The sequence below is a fragment of the Enterobacter sp. BNK-14 genome (assembly GCF_047456095.1).
Classification (GTDB): domain Bacteria; phylum Pseudomonadota; class Gammaproteobacteria; order Enterobacterales; family Enterobacteriaceae; genus Enterobacter; species Enterobacter kobei.
In genome coordinates this window covers 2,994,226-3,013,208 of the sequence record NZ_CP179897.1, presented here as the reverse complement: position 1 = coordinate 3,013,208, position 18,983 = coordinate 2,994,226, and the positions used below count along the sequence as shown (strand labels likewise).

General features: G+C 54.5%; 15 protein-coding genes and 5 tRNA genes. 4 read left to right on the top strand and 16 right to left on the bottom strand.

Annotated elements, in window-relative coordinates; translation table 11 throughout:
• Positions 1–57: 57 nt before the first annotated feature.
• The 5 genes from tuf to ACMGGM_RS14350 form a co-directional block, all read right to left on the bottom strand.
• Positions 58–1,242, bottom strand: coding sequence for an elongation factor Tu (gene tuf, locus ACMGGM_RS14370; RefSeq protein WP_013094997.1), 1,185 nt, complete (start codon positions 1,240–1,242; stop codon positions 58–60).
• 118 nt (positions 1,243–1,360) lie between these two features.
• Positions 1,361–1,436, bottom strand: a tRNA-Thr gene (locus ACMGGM_RS14365).
• Positions 1,437–1,442: 6 nt separating this feature from the next.
• A tRNA-Gly gene (locus ACMGGM_RS14360) sits at positions 1,443–1,517 on the bottom strand.
• A 117-nt stretch (positions 1,518–1,634) separates the two neighbouring features.
• Positions 1,635–1,719 (bottom strand) — tRNA-Tyr (locus ACMGGM_RS14355).
• Between the two features lie 8 nt (positions 1,720–1,727).
• Positions 1,728–1,803: transfer RNA gene (locus tag ACMGGM_RS14350), tRNA-Thr, on the bottom strand.
• Between the two features lie 317 nt (positions 1,804–2,120).
• On the opposite strand from ACMGGM_RS14350, the gene coaA reads away from it, so the two are divergent.
• Positions 2,121–3,071 carry a type I pantothenate kinase gene (gene coaA, locus ACMGGM_RS14345; protein ID WP_014882061.1) on the top strand — a complete coding sequence of 317 codons (951 nt, stop codon included), beginning with the start codon at positions 2,121–2,123 and terminating at the stop codon, positions 3,069–3,071.
• A gap of 42 nt (positions 3,072–3,113) precedes the next feature.
• Here the strand turns inward: coaA and dppF are convergent, their stop codons facing one another.
• From dppF to ACMGGM_RS14300, 9 genes are all read right to left on the bottom strand, one after another.
• Positions 3,114–4,127, bottom strand: a complete 1,014-nt coding sequence (gene dppF / locus ACMGGM_RS14340) for a dipeptide ABC transporter ATP-binding subunit DppF (RefSeq protein ID WP_023331759.1) — start codon at positions 4,125–4,127, stop codon at positions 3,114–3,116.
• On the bottom strand, positions 4,124–5,107 hold the full coding sequence (gene dppD, locus ACMGGM_RS14335) for a dipeptide ABC transporter ATP-binding protein (RefSeq protein WP_032635363.1): 984 nt from the start codon (positions 5,105–5,107) through the stop codon (positions 4,124–4,126). Before dppD ends, dppF begins: the two co-directional genes overlap by 4 nt.
• Before the next feature lie 10 nt (positions 5,108–5,117).
• Positions 5,118–6,020 carry a dipeptide ABC transporter permease DppC gene (gene dppC / locus ACMGGM_RS14330; RefSeq protein WP_014882058.1) on the bottom strand — a complete coding sequence of 301 codons (903 nt, stop codon included), beginning with the start codon at positions 6,018–6,020 and terminating at the stop codon, positions 5,118–5,120.
• Between the two features lie 9 nt (positions 6,021–6,029).
• Positions 6,030–7,049 (bottom strand): dipeptide ABC transporter permease DppB, encoded by a 1,020-nt coding sequence (gene dppB, locus ACMGGM_RS14325; protein ID WP_014882057.1) that lies wholly within the window; start codon positions 7,047–7,049, stop codon positions 6,030–6,032.
• Between the two features lie 176 nt (positions 7,050–7,225).
• Positions 7,226–8,833: a dipeptide ABC transporter periplasmic-binding protein DppA gene (gene dppA / locus ACMGGM_RS14320; protein ID WP_014882056.1), complete on the bottom strand. Its 1,608-nt coding sequence runs from the start codon at positions 8,831–8,833 to the stop codon at positions 7,226–7,228.
• A gap of 620 nt (positions 8,834–9,453) precedes the next feature.
• Positions 9,454–9,530 (bottom strand) — tRNA-Pro (locus ACMGGM_RS14315).
• Positions 9,531–9,621: 91 nt separating this feature from the next.
• Positions 9,622–11,316, bottom strand: coding sequence for a kdo(2)-lipid A phosphoethanolamine 7''-transferase (gene eptB / locus ACMGGM_RS14310; RefSeq protein WP_014882055.1), 1,695 nt, complete (start codon positions 11,314–11,316; stop codon positions 9,622–9,624).
• A gap of 236 nt (positions 11,317–11,552) precedes the next feature.
• Positions 11,553–12,755: an MFS transporter gene (locus ACMGGM_RS14305; RefSeq protein WP_014882054.1), complete on the bottom strand. Its 1,203-nt coding sequence runs from the start codon at positions 12,753–12,755 to the stop codon at positions 11,553–11,555.
• Positions 12,756–12,993: 238 nt separating this feature from the next.
• Positions 12,994–13,692, bottom strand: coding sequence for an autotransporter domain-containing protein (locus ACMGGM_RS14300; protein WP_023331756.1), 699 nt, complete (start codon positions 13,690–13,692; stop codon positions 12,994–12,996).
• 162 nt (positions 13,693–13,854) lie between these two features.
• Between ACMGGM_RS14300 and tag the strand changes: the two genes are divergently transcribed.
• Positions 13,855–14,436 carry a DNA-3-methyladenine glycosylase I gene (tag, locus tag ACMGGM_RS14295; protein WP_023331755.1) on the top strand — a complete coding sequence of 194 codons (582 nt, stop codon included), beginning with the start codon at positions 13,855–13,857 and terminating at the stop codon, positions 14,434–14,436.
• On the top strand, positions 14,414–14,860 hold the full coding sequence (locus tag ACMGGM_RS14290; protein ID WP_014882051.1) for an N-acetyltransferase: 447 nt from the start codon (positions 14,414–14,416) through the stop codon (positions 14,858–14,860). The genes tag and ACMGGM_RS14290 overlap by 23 nt, the downstream gene beginning before the upstream one ends.
• On the opposite strand, the gene ACMGGM_RS14285 is transcribed toward ACMGGM_RS14290, so the two are convergent.
• Positions 14,823–17,102, bottom strand: a complete 2,280-nt coding sequence (locus ACMGGM_RS14285; protein ID WP_045282198.1) for a molybdopterin guanine dinucleotide-containing S/N-oxide reductase — start codon at positions 17,100–17,102, stop codon at positions 14,823–14,825. The genes ACMGGM_RS14290 and ACMGGM_RS14285 overlap by 38 nt on opposite strands.
• A 212-nt stretch (positions 17,103–17,314) precedes the next feature.
• Here ACMGGM_RS14285 and ACMGGM_RS14280 point away from each other — a divergent pair, with 212 nt between their 5' ends.
• A complete protein-coding gene (locus ACMGGM_RS14280) occupies positions 17,315–17,977 on the top strand; it encodes an OmpA family lipoprotein (protein WP_010426241.1) in 663 nt (220 codons plus the stop codon).
• Positions 17,978–18,046: 69 nt separating this feature from the next.
• Here ACMGGM_RS14280 and ACMGGM_RS14275 read toward each other — a convergent pair whose 3' ends face one another.
• Positions 18,047–18,982 (bottom strand): IS110 family transposase, encoded by a 936-nt coding sequence (locus ACMGGM_RS14275; protein WP_045282185.1) that lies wholly within the window; start codon positions 18,980–18,982, stop codon positions 18,047–18,049.
• Position 18,983 lies beyond the last annotated feature (1 nt).

Below are 18,983 nucleotides of genomic sequence, written 5' to 3'. Positions count from 1 at the left end.
AAAAAGGGCATCAAATGATGCCCTTTTATTGCGCATTGCGTCAAATGTTATCAGCAATTAGCCGAGAACTTTAGCAACCACGCCCGCGCCAACGGTACGGCCACCTTCACGGATTGCGAAACGCAGACCGTCATCCATCGCGATTGGGTGGATCAGAGTCACAACCATCTTGATGTTGTCGCCTGGCATTACCATCTCAACGCCTTCTGGCAGTTCGATGGTACCGGTCACGTCAGTTGTACGGAAGTAGAACTGTGGACGGTAGCCTTTGAAGAACGGAGTATGACGGCCGCCTTCGTCTTTGGACAGGATGTACACTTCAGATTCGAACTTGGTGTGTGGCTTGATTGAGCCTGGCTTCGCCAGAACCTGACCACGTTCGATTTCTTCACGTTTGATACCACGCAGCAGAACACCAACGTTCTCACCAGCACGGCCTTCGTCCAGCAGTTTGCGGAACATTTCAACGCCAGTACAGGTAGACTTCGCAGTCTCTTTGATACCAACGATTTCAACTTCTTCACCAACTTTGATGATACCGCGCTCTACACGACCGGTAACAACGGTACCACGACCGGAGATGGAGAATACGTCTTCGATTGGCAGCAGGAATGGCTTGTCAATCGCACGCTCTGGTTCTGGGATGTAAGAATCCAGGTAGCCAGCCAGTTCGATGATTTTCGCTTCCCACTCAGCGTCGCCTTCCAGCGCTTTCAGCGCGGAACCACGAACGATTGGGGTGTCGTCGCCTGGGAAATCGTACTGAGACAGCAGTTCACGAACTTCCATCTCTACCAGTTCCAGCAGCTCTTCGTCATCAACCATGTCACACTTGTTCAGGAACACGATGATGTAAGGAACGCCTACCTGACGACCCAGCAGGATGTGCTCACGAGTCTGAGGCATTGGGCCGTCAGTCGCAGCAACAACCAGGATCGCGCCGTCCATCTGCGCAGCACCGGTGATCATGTTTTTAACATAGTCGGCGTGGCCTGGGCAGTCTACGTGTGCGTAGTGGCGAGTCGGGGTGTCGTATTCAACGTGAGAAGTGTTGATGGTGATACCACGAGCTTTTTCTTCTGGTGCGTTATCGATCTGGTCGAATGCACGAGCAGAACCACCGTAGGTTTTAGCCAGAACGGTAGTGATTGCAGCGGTCAGCGTTGTTTTACCATGGTCAACGTGGCCGATAGTACCGACGTTAACGTGCGGTTTTGTACGTTCAAACTTTTCTTTAGACATCGATTGTCCCTCTAAGACACGGATAAATCGGTGATATCACCACATCAACCAGGCGAAATGCCTGAATTGTTGAATACAGTAAAATTGAAACAGAGAGAAACGGGAAGGAGAAGTGAAGTGGTGCTGATACCCAGAGTCGAACTGGGGACCTCACCCTTACCAAGGGTGCGCTCTACCAACTGAGCCATATCAGCACGTATTGGAGCGGGCAGCGGGAATCGAACCCGCATCATCAGCTTGGAAGGCTGAGGTAATAGCCATTATACGATGCCCGCATCCTGAAACTCGGCTACCCAGTTCTTTCTGTAACAAAAAAAGAGATTTCTCTCTTTTTCAGTTTGAGCTGGCTAATTTTTCCAACCAGCTCCGGCGGCATTTACGCTGCCAGAAAGTGGTGGTGGGGGAAGGATTCGAACCTTCGAAGTCTGTGACGGCAGATTTACAGTCTGCTCCCTTTGGCCGCTCGGGAACCCCACCGGACTTGATGGTGCCGACTACCGGAATCGAACTGGTGACCTACTGATTACAAGTCAGTTGCTCTACCTACTGAGCTAAGTCGGCATCAAGTAGCGCGCATTCTATGGATACCTGCGCGGTCATGCAACTAAAAATTTGCATAAAACGTTCTTTCGCTCACATTTTATGCGAACAGCACACTAAGCGCTGTAAAAGTAGTCATTCGCGGTCAAATAATCAACATGCAAGGGTCGTTTGCACGGGATACACCGTAGCGTGACGGCTTCCGCGTAACGTAGCGCTTTCCATCTTTTTTCTTATTATTCCTGCCATCTGGTGTTAACCTCCTGCCCATTGTCCAAAATTAACTGTGTGATGAGCCACGATCCGGCAGTATTGAGCTGGCTCACTGAAGCATGCTTATGAGCAAAAAAGAGCAAACGTTAATGACGCCTTATCTTCACTTTAACCGCAGCCAGTGGGCTGCCCTGCGTGATTCCGTCCCTATGACGCTGACGGAAGGTGAAATCGCACGGTTAAAAGGGATAAACGAAGATCTGTCCCTGGAAGAGGTGGCAGAAATTTATCTCCCCCTTTCTCGCTTGCTTAACTTCTATATCAGCTCCAACCTGCGCCGTCAGGCGGTACTGGAGCAGTTCCTCGGAACGAACGGTCAGCGCATTCCTTATATCATCAGCATTGCGGGCAGCGTGGCCGTGGGTAAAAGCACCACCGCGCGCGTATTGCAGGCGCTGTTGAGCCGCTGGCCTGAACACCGCAGCGTTGAGTTAATTACCACCGACGGCTTCCTGCACCCGAACGAAGTATTAAAAGAACGCGGGCTAATGAAGAAGAAAGGCTTCCCGCTCTCTTATGATATGCACCGTCTGGTGAAATTTGTCTCTGACCTGAAATCCGGGGTGCCTCACGTCACGGCACCGGTCTATTCACACCTGATCTACGATCGTATTCCGGATGGGGATAAAACGGTGGTCCAGCCGGATATCCTGATCCTGGAAGGGTTAAACGTCCTGCAGAGCGGGATGGATTATCCTCATGACCCACATCATGTGTTCGTTTCAGACTTCGTCGATTTCTCTATATATGTTGATGCGCCGGAAGATCTTCTCCAGAGCTGGTACATCAACCGCTTCCTGAAGTTTCGGGAAGGCGCGTTCACCGATCCTGACTCTTACTTCCATAACTATGCGCAGCTGTCAAAAGAAGAGGCCATTAAGGTGGCGACGGGGCTGTGGAATGAGATCAACTACGTGAACCTGAAAGAGAACATCCTGCCGACGCGTGAACGCGCAAGTCTGATCCTCACCAAGAGCGAGAAGCACGCAGTCGACCAGATTCGCTTGCGGAAATAATTGCGCAGACATAAAAAAACCGGCTTCACGCCGGTTTTTTCTTTATGCATGTGGCTTCTCGCCATTTTCATCCTGATCGACCGCGAAACAGGCGACCAGTTGACCACCATAATCCTTCAGCTGCGGCTGCAGCTGCGTGCAAGGACCAAAGCGGCGACTGCAGCGGGCGTTAAAAGCACACCCAGGAGGCGGATTCAGCGGGCTTGGCAACTCACCCGTCAGCTTAATACGCTCACGGCGATCGTCCGGGTTGAGACGCGGCGTCGCAGACAGCAGGGCCTGGGTATACGGGTGACGCGGGTTAGTAAAGATCTGGTCTTTGCTCCCCTTCTCCACGCAGCGCCCCAGGTACATCACCATCACTTCATCCGCAATGTGTTCGACAACCGACAGATCGTGGGAGATGAACACGTAAGAGAGTCCCAGTTCCTGCTGGAGATCCATCATCAGGTTCAGCACCTGCGCACGCACGGAAACGTCGAGCGCGGAGACGGGCTCATCGGCAATCACCACGTCCGGGTCGAGCATCAGGCCGCGGGCGATGGCAATACGCTGACGCTGGCCGCCGGAGAACATATGCGGGTAGCGGTCATAATGCTCGGTTTTCAGGCCGACCTTCGCCATCATCGCCAGCGCTTTTTCGCGGCGCTGCTCTTTGCTCAGATTACTGTTAATGAGCAGCGGCTCTTCCAGAATCTGTCCCACTTTTTTACGCGGGTTCAGAGAACCGTACGGGTTCTGGAACACAATCTGGATTTTCTGGCGACGCAGCTTCTGCGCCTGAGGATCGTGTTTGAGCAGATCCTGCCCCTGATAATAAAGTTCACCGCCGGTCGGGACTTCAATCATCGTCAACAGACGGCCCAGCGTAGATTTACCACAGCCCGACTCCCCAACCACCGCCAGCGTTTTGCCGCGTTCGAGGGTAAAGGAGACGCCGTCCAGCGCTTTCACCAGGCGCTCAGGGGCAAAAATCCCCTTCTTCACCGGGTAGTGTTTTTTCAGATCGATGGCCTGCAACAGCGGTTGTTGCGTGGTGGCCTGTTGCGTACTCATAGTGTTGGCCTCCCGGCATCATCGAGTGGGTAGTGGCATTTCGACTGACGGCCGTCAGCAAGCTGGTTCAGCTCTGGCTCTTCCGCCCGGCATTTGTCCGTCGCATACGGACAGCGCGGGTTAAGCAGACAGCCCTGCGGACGGTCATATTTACCCGGCACCACACCCGGCAGTGACGCCAGGCGCGCTTTATCCTGGGCAAACTCCGGCAGCGCACGCAGCAGAGCCTGCGTATAAGGGTGACGCGGTGCGCGGAAGATATCGTGCGAACTTCCGGTCTCGACGACCTGGCCTGCATACATCACGATGATTTTGTGCGCCGCTTCGGCCACCAGCGCCAGGTCATGCGTAATCAGGACCAGCGCCATATTTTCCTGCTGCTGCAACTCCAGCAGCAGTTCGATGATTTGCGCCTGAATGGTCACGTCCAGCGCCGTCGTCGGTTCATCCGCAATCAGCAGTTTTGGCCGACAGGCAATCGCCATCGCGATCATCACGCGCTGGCTCATCCCGCCAGAGAGCTGGTGCGGGTAGACGTCCAGACGCGATGCCGGGTCAGGAATACCCACCTGATTCAGCAGATCGATCGCACGCTGGCGACGGGTTTTCTTATTACCGCCCTGATGCACCTTTATCGCTTCCATAATCTGGAAGCCGACGGTGTAACACGGGTTAAGGCTGGTCATCGGGTCCTGGAAAATCATCGCCACTTCCGCGCCCACCAGCTGGCGGCGCTGTTTTTCGGAAATGCGCTTCAGATCCTGACCATTGAACTGCAGGTTTTCCGCCATCACACGGCCGGGATAATCGATAAGCCCCATAATCGCCAGTGAGCTCACCGACTTACCGGAACCGGATTCCCCGACAATACCCACCACTTCGCCCTGATTTACGCTGTAGCTGATGCGGTCCACGGCGCGAAACTCAGTGCCAACGTCTCCGAAGTGCACCGATAATTGATCTACATTTAATAACGCCATCTCGTGCCTCTTACTGCTTCAGTTTGGGATCAAGCGCATCACGCAGGCCATCACCCATCAGGTTAAATGCCAGCACCGTCAGCAGGATTGCCAGACCCGGGAAGGTGACAACCCACCAGGCGCTTTGTGCGAACTGCAACACGTCGGAGAGCATCGTGCCCCACTCCGGTGTTGGCGGCTGCGCACCCATGCCCAGGAAGCCAAGAGCGGCCATATCAAGAATGGCGTTTGAGAAACCGAGCGACGCCTGAACAATCAGCGGCGCAAGGCAGTTCGGGAAGATATTGACGAACATCTGGCGCATCGCCCCCGCCCCCGCCACGCGAGACGCGGTGACGTAGTCGCGGTTCACTTCCACCAGCACCGCCGCACGGGTTAAACGCACGTAGTGAGGAAGCGCCACGAAGGTCAACGCCAGCGCGGCGTTACCGATAGACGGACCGAAGATCGCCACCAGCACCAGCGCCAGCAGCAGGCTTGGCAGCGCCAGCATGATGTCGACAACACGCATAATGATGTTATCGACGATGCCGCCGAAGTAACCCGCCACCAGACCAAGCACAATCCCCATAATCAGGGACAGCACCACCACCAGGCAGCCAACCAGCAGCGACAGACGCGCGCCGTACATCAGACGCGAAAGCACATCGCGGCCTACATCATCGGTACCCAGCAGGTGCGCCAGGCTACCGCCATCCTGCCACGCAGGAGGTGCAAGCAGCGCATCGCGGAACTGATCCGCAGGGTTATAAGGTGCGAGGAAGTTCGCAAACACCGCAATCAGGATCATGATTGCGACATACACCAGCCCTACTACCGCACCTTTATTGCGCTTGAAGTAGTGCCAGAACTCCTGCAGCGGTGTCATTGGAACCGGTGCAGCAACCACTTTGTTTTCAGAAACGTGTGACATGATGGCCCCTTACTTCTTATGACGAATACGCGGGTTCACCACGCCGTACAGCAAATCGACCAGCAGGTTGACGAGGATAATCATCGTCGCGACCAGCAGCACCCCGCCCTGCACGACCGGATAGTCACGGCGTTGCAGCGCATCAATCAGCCAACGACCAAGGCCGGGCCAGGAGAAGATGGTTTCGGTCAGGATAGCCCCTGCCAGCAGCGTACCCACCTGAAGACCAATAACGGTCACCACCGGCAGCATGGCGTTACGCAGCGCATGTACGATGATGACGCGCATACGGGTTAACCCTTTGGCGCGTGCGGTACGGATGTAATCTTCGCCCAGCACTTCCAGCATGGAGGAACGGGTCATACGCACAATCACCGCCAGAGGGATGGTGCCCAGCACCATGGCTGGCAGGATCATATGCGCGACGGCATCGATGAAGTTACCCTCTTCACCCCAGATAGCCGTATCAATCAGCATAAAGCCGGTCAACGGATTGGTGTCATCGAGGAAAACCATATCGCTGACGCGCCCGGAGACGGGCGTCAGGTTAAGCTGCACCGAAACCAGCATAATCAGCATCATGCCCCACCAGAAGATAGGCATGGAGTAGCCGGTCAGCGCCAGGCCAACAGCGGTGTGGTCAAAAATTGAGCCACGTTTAACGGCAGCCAGTACCCCAACTGGAATACCCACCGCAGTGGCGAAAATCATGGCGCAGACGCCAAGCTCCAGTGTCGCTTTAAAACGCGGCACGAACTCGTCCCACACCGGAAGACGGCTTTTTAGCGAAATCCCTAAGTCACCGTGCAACACGCCCCAGATATAATGGAGGTACTGCTGCCACATCGGCTTATCGAGGCCGAGTTCAGCCAGAAGCTGCGCATGACGTTCAGGGGAGATACCACGCTCGCCCGCCATAATCATTACCGGGTCGCCGGGGATCATATGGACGAAGGCAAAAGTGAGAAGGGTGATACCGATAAACGTCGGGATAACAAGTCCCAGACGTCGGAGGATGAACTGCAACATAACCCGGATTCTCTCTGATGACGCACGACCAGTGGCGTGACGTCTGTATTGCTCACAAATCTTATCCCCTCTCCTTTCAGAGAGGAAATAAAGCACTGCTGCCGGGTGGCGCTACGCTTACCCGGCCTACATACCGTAGGCCAGTGCAGCGCAGCGCCGCCTGGCGTTGCTTTTAATTATTCAACCGATACGTTTTCGAAGTGGTGTTTGCCCAGTGGATCAACCACATAGCCCTTCACTTCTTTACGCACTGGCTCATACACGGTGGAGTGAGCAACAATCAGCGCCGGAGCCTGATCGTGCATAACAACCTGCGCTTGCTTGTACAGCTCAATACGTTTGTTGTGATCGTCGGTCGCACGCGCCGGCTGGATCAGGTCTTCAAACGGCTTGTAGCACCAGCGAGAGTAGTTAGAACCGTCTTTCGCCGCCGCGCAGCTGAACAGGGTAGCGAAGAAGTTGTCCGGATCCCCGTTGTCACCGGTCCAGCCCATCATCACCGCCTGGTGCTCACCCGCTTTGGCGCGCTTCAGGTACTCGCCCCACTCGTAGGTCACGATCTTGGCCTGTACACCAACTTTCGCCCAGTCAGCCTGAACCATTTCCGCCATACGGCGTGCGTTCGGGTTGTACGGACGCTGTACCGGCATCGCCCACAGCTCAACGGTGAAGCCTTTATCCTGGCCCGCTTCTTTCAGCAGCGCTTTCGCTTTCTCAGGATCGTAGCTGTAGTCTTTAACGTCATCGTTATAGCCCCACATAGTTGGTGGGATCAGGTTCTTGGCTGCAACGCCTGCGCCCTGGTAAACGGCTTTGATGATCGCTTCTTTGTTCACCGCGTAGGTCAGCGCCTGACGCACTTTCACGTCATCAAACGGTTTCTTCTCGGTGTTGAAGGAGAGGTAGCCCACGTTCAGGCCCGCCTGTTCCAGCAGGTTAATGTTCTTATCCTGCTTCATGCGCGCGATGTCAGCCGGGTTCGGGTATGGCATCACCTGGCATTCGTTTTTCTGCAGTTTTGCATAACGCACGGACGCATCAGGCGTGATGGAGAAGACCAGACGGTCGATCTGCGGCTTGGTGCCCCAGTAGCCCGGGAAGGCTTTATACAGAATACGGGAGTCTTTCTGGTACTGCAGCAGCTGGAACGGGCCGGTACCGATTGGGTTCAGGTCCACTTTCTCAGGCGTGCCGGCTTTCAGCATGTTGTCCGCATACTCTTTAGAGAGAATAGAGGCGAAGTCCATGGCCAGGTCAGCCAGGAATGGCGCTTCCGGACGCGTCAGCACGAACTGCACGGTTTTATCGTCCACTTTTTTCACTTCTGAGATCAGGTCAGGCAGACCCATCCCTTCGAAGTACTCATAGCTGCCGCCCGACACTTTGTGGTACGGGTTCTGGGCATTTTTCTGACGGTCGAAGGAGAACACAACGTCGTCGGCGTTAAAGTCACGCGTTGGTTTAAATTCTTTGCTGTCCTGCCACTTCACGCCCTGACGCAGGTGGAAGGTATAGGTCTTACCGTCTTCGCTGACGTCCCACTTCTCAGCCAGACCCGGAATCACTTCGGTGGTGCCGGTTTTGAATTCAACCAGACGGTTATAGATCGGTACAGAGCTTGCGTCGTACGTCGTGCCAGAGGTAAAGAGCTGTGGGTTAAAGCCTTCCGGCGAGCCTTCAGAACAGTAAACCAGGGTTTTTGCCTGTACGCTTGCTGCCACGGTCATAGCCACCAGGCTCAGACCAAGCTTCAGCATCCCTGACTTCTTCAAGGAAATACTCATTATTCTGCTCCAATGTGATGTTTTGCTTTGTTGTGTTACGCCGCCAGACCTTTATTTATTTTTTACCCGGTCCGGTCGGTGGTGCCCGAAGGCAGTAAAGGGATGGAGAATCCTTTCAGAAGAGCGTTTGAGTTGCAGCGCAGATCGTCCCTGAAATGCCCCTCATGCCCTACAATCTGTCAACAGAATGTGAAAACGTCAATACAGGTGACGGGGATTTACGTGGAGTGTGAGAAACCGCAAACAAAGATTAAAAAAACTATGTATGCCAGTTTTCAGCAGGGAAATTTATGCTACTCGCCATCTTGCAGCACAAATATCTTCATATTTCGCAACAATCAGTGATTAACTTTTATTCAGAATGGGTAAATTTTCTTGCAGAATGGTGATTATCTGAGCACTAAATACCGCGAACGTTAAAACGCACAGCGAAAAATGCTGAGGTTATCCATAAGCAACGCGAAAAAAGATCAATCTATATATAAAAAAATACAATGGATTATGTCACAAAATCGTTAACAGGCAGGGAGAAGCCAGGATAAGGGGCGTTTTGGTGACTCTGGCGGGCTAAGGTCATAATGCAAAAAGGGCTAACCTTGCGGTTAGCCCTTTTCAGAATGTGGTCGGCGAGAGAGGATTCGAACCTCCGACCCACTGGTCCCAAACCAGTTGCGCTACCAAGCTGCGCTACTCGCCGAATGCGGAGCGCATCTTACTGCTGAGGTGCGCCCCCGTCAATCCCTTATTTTCAAAAAGCCATTCAACTGGCGATATTCTCGCCAGAGCAGCTACTGCGCGGCTTTTGCGGTGCTATCAGGGAGTTTACACCAGTTGTTGTTTTCGTTAATTCCACCATTTGGTGAGGTATAGCCGAGACAACCCATAATGGTGTCGTACAGTTCAACGTGGCGACGTGGCACCTTCATCTCCGCCTCTTTTTTCAGATGAGCAAACATTGCAGCTTTGTCAGGGTTTTCCAGATACTTATCCGACATCCACATAATCATCGGCACGCGGAACTGCTCCGGCGGTGCCAGCTTGCGCGGTGTACCGTGCAAATGCTCTTTCTCATTGATGGATTCACCGTGATCTGCCGCATAGATAACAATCGCTTTCTTGTCGCGCAGCTGGTCAATCACGCGGCTCAGGAAGGTATCAACATACAGTACCGAGTTATCGTAGGCATTGATCAATTCCTGCTTGCTGCAGTCTTTATTAATACCGACGCACTCAGGTTGCCACTTTGCAAAGTCGCGCGTGTAACGTTGGTAATAGCTGTAATGTGACCCTTTTGTATGCAGAATGACGAGATGTTTGCCCTGCGGATGATTCTTCAGAGACTCAGACATCTCCTCAAGCAGCAGCATATCGTCGACGTTTTTACCGCGGTTGCGGGGCTCGGCGCCAATCTGCTCACGGTACGCGATGTTATCCGCCAGCGTATTGGTGTAGAACCACATCTCACTTTGCATAGCGAAGAGATCGGAGCTAAAACCAAGCTGCTTCAGCACAGCAAACACGTTTTGCTCTTTCAGCGTGCGTTGTGGGTTATCACTCGCACCGCCTTCACGCACAAACATACAGCGCAATGAGAGCTTCGTCGCGGTATCGCAAGAGTAGCCGCGATAGGCCACCAGGTTCTTTTCCTGAGCCAGTTTTGGTGTGGTATCACGGTCGTAACCGAGAATACCCATATGATCCCAGCGTGTTGTTTCACCGATAACAAACACGACGTAAGTATCATCCAGTCCGTCAGCAGGTGCCTGATAGGTGAATTTTTTTGTCGGGTTAATCAGCGATTTCACATCACTCGATTCGTCCGCCTGTGCCCAGGCATAAAGACCTAATGCCGAGAGCCAGTTAGACGGCAGATAAGAGTTAGCCACTACACCACCGTAGCTTGGCATATCAACGCCCGTCGCTTTTTCAATTCGTTTTTGCTGTTTTTCCATTAAGCGAATAGGCGCCCATACCAGCAGTCCGGCCAGCAAAACGACAACGATATTGCGTACCCGCTGTCCGCGCGTACGCAACTGGCGTAATAAGGTATAGCGGCAGGTATTACTCCAGATAAAGAAGAGCGGGATCAGGCAGGTTAACACCGTCCAGACGATAAAGCCTTTACCGACCACCTCTTTTGAAAGATCGATATCCGTGGTCATCACCGACGCCACGATACCGTACCCGATGACGACGTTCATGAACGTCATGTAATAGCTTGCGGCGGCAGAGATAATCACCACCAGCGAGGCCAGAATTTGCCAGGTACGTCGGCCAAAAAGTGAGAGCAGGCGTAACAGGAAGAAGGTTGCCAGAACGGAACCAAACACTTCAATCGCGGCAAAAATTCCATTTCTTACGGTGAGGTGTTCAAAATAACCTTCCACTCTTCTGAACAGCACCGCGCCATTCAGAAACAAACCGATATAGACAGCCAGCATCAGACACAATCGTTGCTGGGTAAGAGACCTAATATATTTCATGCAAACAACCCTGGGGGAAGGGGTATAAAGACCCGCCGAATCTCATCGAGAAAGCAGACAGAGTAAGTTGGTGCGAGAGAAACCGTTATCAGAAAGGTCCACAAGCGCGATAAGTAGACCACAGCGGGAAAGAAAAGTGGCAGCAGAGAATGTGATCGATGAAGATTTTTACAAAATAACAAGTCCGAAAGCAATGCAGAGATAAAAAAGAGGCCCTGCGGCCTCTCTTCATTAAATCAGGCATGCGCTTCTTTATAGACTTCACGCTGCGGCTGACGAATCGTCGTGGACAGTGCCAGCGAAATAATCAGCAAAGCAAATATCACGCAGAAGGTCACGTAGAACCCGCCGAACAGCGAGGCAATCAGCGAGCCGCAGATACTGCCGATCCCAAAGCCGAGATAGATAACCCCGTAGTTTTTCGCCAGGTTATTCAGCCCAAAGAACTCGCTTACCAGCGACGGGAAGACGGTAATGGTGCCGCCAAAGTTAAAGGCCACGCAGGCAATTGCTGCAAAGAATGTCGCTTCATTCAGCGGGGCGAACAGTAACGCCGCCATCCCCACCAGAGAGACCACCTGCCCTATCGTAATGACGCGGATACGGGCAATCTTGTCGGACAAGATCCCCAGCACCAGGCGACCAGACAGGTTGGCGATGGAAATAACCGTCACCGCATTCGCCGCGGTTGCCGCATCCAGTTTCACCATTCCCTGGGCGATATCTTTCGCCACGCCAATGACGTACAGACCGCTCATGCAGGCCGTCAGGAACATCACCGCCAGCATCCAGTACTGCGGTTTGCGCATGGACTGCGCCAGCGTAAAGTCGTTCTCCACCACGCCGTTAACGGATTTCACTTCCTGCTGCGGGGCATCTTTCATCAGCGTGGCACCGAACAGAATCATCACCAGCACGATGGCACCCCAGATCATGAAGGTCTTTTCGAGGCCAACGGACGCCAGAAGATGGGCATCAATAAACTTAAAGCCGAGGCTGCCCAGGCCATAAGAACCAATGGCAAAGGCGGAGATTAACCCCTTACGCTCCGGGAACCACTTCACGCAGTTCGACAGCGTCAGCAGATAGCCCGCACCGTCTGCCAGGCCCACCAGGACGCCAGCACTCAGCCACAGCATCATCAGGTTGCTGGAATGCGCCGTCAGGAAGAAGCCCAGACCGAGCAAAATGCCGGACGCCATGGTCACGCGCTTCACGCCAAAACGCTCCTGCAGCTTGCCCGCGACGGAAGACGAGATCGCCAGCCCAAGACTCAGCAGACCAAAAGAAAACGCCACCTGGCTGACCGGTGCGCCAAGTTTGTCGGAAAGCGCACTGTTAAACAGACTCCAGGTATAGACCGATCCCAGCGCGAACTGGGTGACGATGGTGCCAAAGAGCGTGAGCCAGCGCGTACGGTTATAAGTTGATGTGTTCATGGCCGTTGTCCTGCAACAGAAATTAGAAGAATTCGCTGAGGACAACGATAAACAAAACCCTAGCGGTGATGGGGTAAAACGGCATGAAATGCAGGAGGAACGGAATGAAATGCCTGGAATCGGGAATGAATGACCTTGCCGGGGAACAAAGCGACAGCAGGTTAGTACCTGCTATCGCTGTAAAGCCCGTGGTTATTGTTTCCGAGATGTTATCGCTACGTTTAAAAAAGTAACAACATTAAAAATTCGCACTCACCCCCAGGGTATAGAGAAACTCTTCACCCGTCGTGGTGCGTTCCCCCTGAGCCAGCGACGCATACGCCGCCATGTGCGTATTAAAAGGCATATCCGTTCCAACAGTGACATCCATCCAGCTACCGTTTTGAGCAGGGGCCGGCGTTTGCGGCATGCCAAACTGCGATTTCCACTGGTTTTCACCAAACTGCTGGTTATAGCTCACCTGCGCCCAGGGACGAAGATCGCCGTACTGAGTATTTACGCGCCAGCCTAGCGTGCTCACGCTGGCATGCCAGAGCGGATCGGCGAGCGTCTGCGTCGTCGCGCTATCGCCAAACTCATTGATCATCATCGGCGTCGAGCCGTCATACCGCCAGGACATCACCGGACCGGTGGTTATCCGCGCTGAAACCGGAAAATTCCAGCCCAGGCTCATCGCCGCGTCCGTGGTGGCGCCTGAAGGTACAGCCAGGGCAAGCCCAGGCAAATTTTGCGAAGACTGAATACGCTCAGCAAGAATATCTTCATAACGCGGTTGGTGATCCGCGTCCCATGTATAGCGTTCCGCCGTATTATTTTGGGCGTCTGAAACGATATATTCCTGTTGCCAGGCAGACGCTGTATGACAAAACAACAGGCAGGCTGAAATCCCCACCAGGCCAGAAACAGCATGGCGACCACTGATTTTTTTTATCATCATCAAAGCGACCCCAGAGAGAGCCGAGTTCGGCGATATTTGTCGTTATTCAGGAAGCGTTTAGCGGGCATATAGCCCTGTATTAACTATTGTCTTTATACCAGGCACGTCAAGACAGACGGAATGAAAATTTTGCGAAATCAGCATCAGTAAGGGAGATAACGGATGGAACGTTGCGGTTGGGTAAGCCAGGATCAGCTTTATATCGACTATCACGATCGGGAATGGGGCGTGCCGGAGACGGAGGGCAGAAAACTCTTTGAGATGATCTGCCTTGAGGGACAGCAGGCGGGATTGTCATGGATAACGGTACTGAAGAAACGTGAAAACTACCGCAACGCCTTCCACCAGTTCGACCCCGCCGCCGTCGCCGCCATGACCGATGAAGACGTAGAACGCCTGGTGCAGGATGCTGGCATCATCCGCCATCGCGGTAAGATCCAGGCCATCATCGGCAATGCCCGCGCTTACCTGGCGATGGAGCAAAACGGCGAGCCCTTCTCTGCGTTTGTCTGGTCGTTTGTGAATAACACGCCGCAGCTCACTCAGGCCACCTCGCTGGCGGAGATCCCGGCCTCCACGCCGGAGTCGGACGCGCTCTCTAAGGCCCTCAAAAAGCGCGGCTTTAAGTTTGTCGGCTCCACCATCTGCTACGCCTTTATGCAGGCCTGTGGCCTGGTCAATGACCATGTTACCGGCTGCTTCTGTCATCCGGGGAGGCAACATGATCCGCAAGTGGCAAAGTGACAATGCCGATCCGCTCCTGAGCCTGTGGCTTGAAAGCACCACCGAAGCGCACCCGTTCATCAGCGCAAGCTACTGGAAGGAGAACGAAGCCATGGTGCGGGAGGTCTACCTCCCTGCAGCGGAAACCTGGGTGTGGGAAGAGGACGGTACGCTGCGTGGTTTTATTAGCATTATACAGTCGCAGTTTGTGGGGGCGCTGTTCGTCAGGCCAACGTATATCGGGCAAGGTATTGGAGGCGCGCTGCTGAACCATGTTCAACAGCGCTTCCCGCATTTAAGCCTGGAGGTCTATCAGAAAAACGTCCGGGCGGTGAATTTCTATCATGCACAGGGCTTTCGCATCGAAGACAGCGCCTGGCAGGACGATACCCAGCACCCGACCTGGATTATGAGCTGGCAGGCGGATCAAACGCCGTTAAGGTAAGCTCAGGCCCCTGGTATTTCTCGACCCAGGCCAGCGCCGTATTCCCTGCACAACCGTTCCCCAGCTTCGAGCTGGGGAGATCTTTGGTCAGCACGTTAACCGCCCCGTTTTTACAGATCCCCCCCTCGGCAGGCTCAAGATCGGGCCATGCGCCCTGGTGAATACAGATCACGCCCGGTTTAATCCCGTCGCTGACCACCGCCCCTGCCAGCACCTGACCACGATGATTCCAGACGCGCACCACATCGCCGTCCGCAATCCCGCGGGCTTTTGCGTCATGGGTATTCAGCGTGATCGGCTCTCGCCCGGCGACCGCATACTGCTCACGCAGTGAGGAGTAGTTAAGCTGGCTGTGCAGACGATGTGCGGGATGAGCAGATAACACCTGCAGCTGCTCCGGCTGGGCGTTGCCGTGCCACTCGTCCGGCTCCAGCCAGGAAGGGTGTGGCGGGCAATCGGCATAGCCAAAGCTGGCGATGCGCTCGCTGTAGATCACAATCTTGCCGCTCTCGGTTTTCAGCGGATGGTTCTCCGGGTCGCGGCGGAAATCAGCGAAACGGACGAACTGCGCGTTCTGTTCGCTTTCCGGCATTTCGATCAACTGGTTCGCTTCCCAGAACGCAGAAAATGGCGGCAGCGTTACGCCCTGCGCCGCACCGCGCTGCCCGGCGATCTGGTAAAACGTCTCCAGCCATTGCAGATCCGTTTTCCCTTCGGTAAAACGTTCACGACCGCCCGCTTCCCACCGCTCGCTCAGTTCAGCAAACACGTCAAAATCATCACGTGCTTCATCGCGCGGCGCCACAACGCGCTTCATCGGTACCATATGCTGGTTGCTGTAATCGCCGGTCATGGTGAGATCGTTACGCTCAAACGACGTGGTCGCCGGCAGCACAATATCCGCATGTTTGGCCGAAGCGGTCCAGAAGCACTCGGAAATCACCACCAACTCCGGCTTTTGCCAGGCGCGGATCAGGCGATTGGTATCCTGATGGTGCGTGAAGTTCGCCCCGCCCGCCCACCAGATAAATTTAATATCCGGGAAATGGCGGTCCAGACCGTTGTGCTGATAAAAACCGCCCGGGTTTTCCAGGGCTTCAATGATTCGCGCCACCGGGATTTTATCCACGGCATCCACGCCGCCTGCCACCGAACCTTGCAGAGAAGCCAGCACCGCCGCTTTGCGCGTTGGGTTTCCGCCGTTGGCAAAATGATAGGAGAGACCAAAACCGCCGCCCGGCGTACCGATCTGCCCGAGCATGGCGGCAAGCGTGACCAGCATCCAGTGCTTCTGCTCGCCAAACTGCTGGCGCTGCATCCCCCAGCCGGACATTAACATCGTGGTGTTGTCATGGAATAACGCGGCCAGTTCGCGAATTTTGTCAGCAGAAACACCACAAATTCCTGCCGCCCATTCTGCGGTTTTAGCCACCCCGTCGGATTGCCCCGTGAGATAGTCGGCAAATTGGTCAAAGCCGGAGGTGCAGCGGGTGAGGAAGTCACTGTCGTGCCAGTCGTTCTCCAGCAGCGTATGGGCGATACCCAGCATCATTGCCACGTCGGTGCCCATATGCGGCGCAATCCACTCGGCTCTGTCGCCGAAGAAATCCATGGTTTCAGAGCGCATCGGGTCAATGCAGATGATGCGCTTGCCGCTTTTGCGCAGCGCGTCGAAATAGCCAATGCCCTGCTCGTCACTGGCATTCCAGGCAATTTTCAACGTGTTAAGCGGGTTGGCACTCCAGAGCACCACCACATCGGTATGCGCCAGCACCAGCGGCCAACTGGTCTGCTGCTGGTAAACTTCGTTGCCGCCGACCACGTACGGCATGATCGCCTGCGCAGCGCCAGTGGAATAATCTCCCAGATGTCCTGTATAACCGCCCGCCAGACTCATGTAACGCTGCAGCAGCGTCGACGCCTTATGCAGCACGCCGTTTGAACGCCAGCCGTAAGATCCGGCAAAAATGGACGATGGGCCGTAACGTTCGCGGATGCGCTTATGCTGGGCGTGGATCAACGCCAGCGCGTCATCCCAGCTCACGCGAACAAACTCATCCTGGCCGCGAATACCCTGCGGTTTGTCCGGCGAAGCCAGAAAACCCTTACGCACCATCGGCCAGCGCACGCGCGTTTTGCTATGCACCTGATCGCGAACGACGGTCTGTAAAGAGTTGGGATGTTGTGTTGGCAGTGCCCCGCGGGACGACAAAACATTTTCGCCATCGGTTTCGACCAGCATCGGCCCCCAGTGGGCGGCGGTCAGAATGGTTTTCGTTGAGGTGCTCAAGCGTGCGCTCCTGGTTACGTGCAGGTTTTACGGCCTTCTTGCTGAGGCCGTTTATGGTTTGTCACAAATTTCAGAGTTATACCCGGAATTTTCTCCGTATCTGGACGTCATAATCAACTGCCACGCACGCCGTGGCAAAGAATAAAAAGGATTAAGGAAAGAAGATGAAAAAACGCGTACTCGTTATTGCCGCTCTGGTGAGCGGTGCACTGGCTGTTTCTGGCTGCACAACCAACCCTTACACCGGTGAGCGCGAAGCGGGTAAATCCGGCATCGGCGCAGGTATCGGCTCACTGGTAGGTGCAGGCGTTGGGGCACTCTCCTCCTCCAAGAAAGACCGCGGTAAAGGCGCGCTGATTGGCGCAGCGGCGGGGGCAGCACTGGGCGGCGGCGTCGGTTATTACATGGATGTGCAGGAAGCAAAACTGCGTGACAAAATGAAGGGAACCGGCGTAAGCGTGACGCGCAGCGGCGATAACATCATTCTGAACATGCCGAACAACGTGACCTTTGACAGCAGCAGCGCAACGCTGAAACCAGCGGGTGCGAACACGCTGACCGGCGTGGCGATGGTGCTGAAAGAGTACAACAAGACCGCCGTGAACGTGATTGGCTACACCGACAGCACCGGCAGCCAGGATCTGAACATGCGTCTGTCACAGCAGCGCGCGGATTCCGTTGCCAGCTCGCTGATCGCCCAGGGTGTGGAAGCGAACCGCATCCGCACCAGCGGCATGGGCCCTGCCAACCCTATCGCCAGCAACAGCACGGCGGAAGGTAAAGCGCAGAACCGTCGCGTAGAGATTACGTTGAGTCCAATTCAGTAATCGCATTTCTCCCTCTCCCGTGGGAGAGGGTTGGGGTGAGCAGCTGTGTTTAAAGTCAACATCTGACGACTAAGCTGCCGCCCATTTTTTATTGTCCCGCACCATCGCATTCAGGATTGTTACCAGCTTTCTGACGCAGGCTGTCATCGCCACTTTAAAGGCTTTTCCCTTGCTTCTCAGTTTCTCAAAAAAAGCCTGTATGGTTGGGTTATAACGCACCGCTGACATTGCCGCCATGTACAGCGCTGCACGCACCGCACTTCGTCCTCCCCAGATACATCGTTTTCCTTTCATCTTTCCGCTGTCATGGGCATAAGGACACACGCCTACCAGTGCGCTGATTTTACATCTGTTAAGTTGTCCCAGCTCCGGCAGCATCGACAGCAGAACCGCCAGCGTTGTCCGTCCTATACCCTTGACTTCTTCCAGCAGCTTCACTTTCTCCTGCCATAGCGGCATCACTTTTATCTGCTGGTCGATGTCGTCATCCGTGTCCTTTATCTCTGCATTAAGCCAGTCAATATGCCGTTTGATGCCCGTCCGGATAAGCTCATCAGTGCAGGAGCCGTAGCGGTTCTGCTCCATGGTTCTGTTGTCCACCAGCTGACGGCGGCGGGATACCATCATGGCCAGACGCTGTGTCTGTTCGTCCGGAGCGGGTCTGACATCCGGTGTCATTCTGCGGCCAAACTCGCAGATGATGCGGGCATCGTTCGGGTCTGTCTTGAACAGCGTCCCGAGAGCCCGTGCGAAGTGTTTGACCTGAGCAGGGTTAACGACGGCGACAGGCAGCCCGGCAAGTTCAAGTGTGGCAGCAAGAAGGTTGTGGTAGCGCCCGGTGGCTTCCATCACGATGCGTGCAACGGCACGGGATGAAAGGGCGTCGAGGAGTAGCTGATGGCCCTGAGGGGTATTGTCCAGATGAAGGAAAATCCCGTCAGGACTGATAAATACATCAAAGGTCTCTTTGGCGATATCGATGCCAACGGTGGTATGTTCAGTCATG